The sequence below is a fragment of the Myroides odoratus genome, assembly GCF_001549985.1.
GTDB lineage: Bacteria > Bacteroidota > Bacteroidia > Flavobacteriales > Flavobacteriaceae > Flavobacterium > Flavobacterium odoratum_A.
Window position 1 is genome coordinate 1 of record NZ_LROZ01000080.1, and the last position, 323, is coordinate 323.

Sequence of the window (323 nt, forward strand, 5' to 3'; positions counted from 1 at the left end):
CCCTGCTTCATCCACGGTCATACGCCCACAAGTGTCGTACTGTAAATCAATAGCAGAAGGATAGGATCCATGGGAATGTGTCACACGGGTCAACTGCGTCGGATCTTCGCTATTGTCGTAGTGATATTGCGCGACATCGACCTGCTGATTTTCCAAAGTAGTTTCCACCCTAGTCATATTATTCAGCGCATCATACTGATACACTTGTTTGCGAAAGGCCTGTCCATAGCCATCCTTTGGGAATTCACTCCCTTTGATGCTATATTCCACCAAGCGATTGCGCACATCATAGGTATACTCCTCTTCTTTGATCTTGTTGCCAT

The 323-nt window shown here is 46.1% G+C and carries 1 protein-coding gene; it reads right to left on the reverse strand.

Going from position 1 to position 323, the window contains the following annotated elements; all coding sequences use genetic code 11:
* On the reverse strand, positions 1-323 hold a 323-nt coding region (locus tag AWV75_RS19055; protein WP_197429622.1), incomplete at both ends, for a hypothetical protein.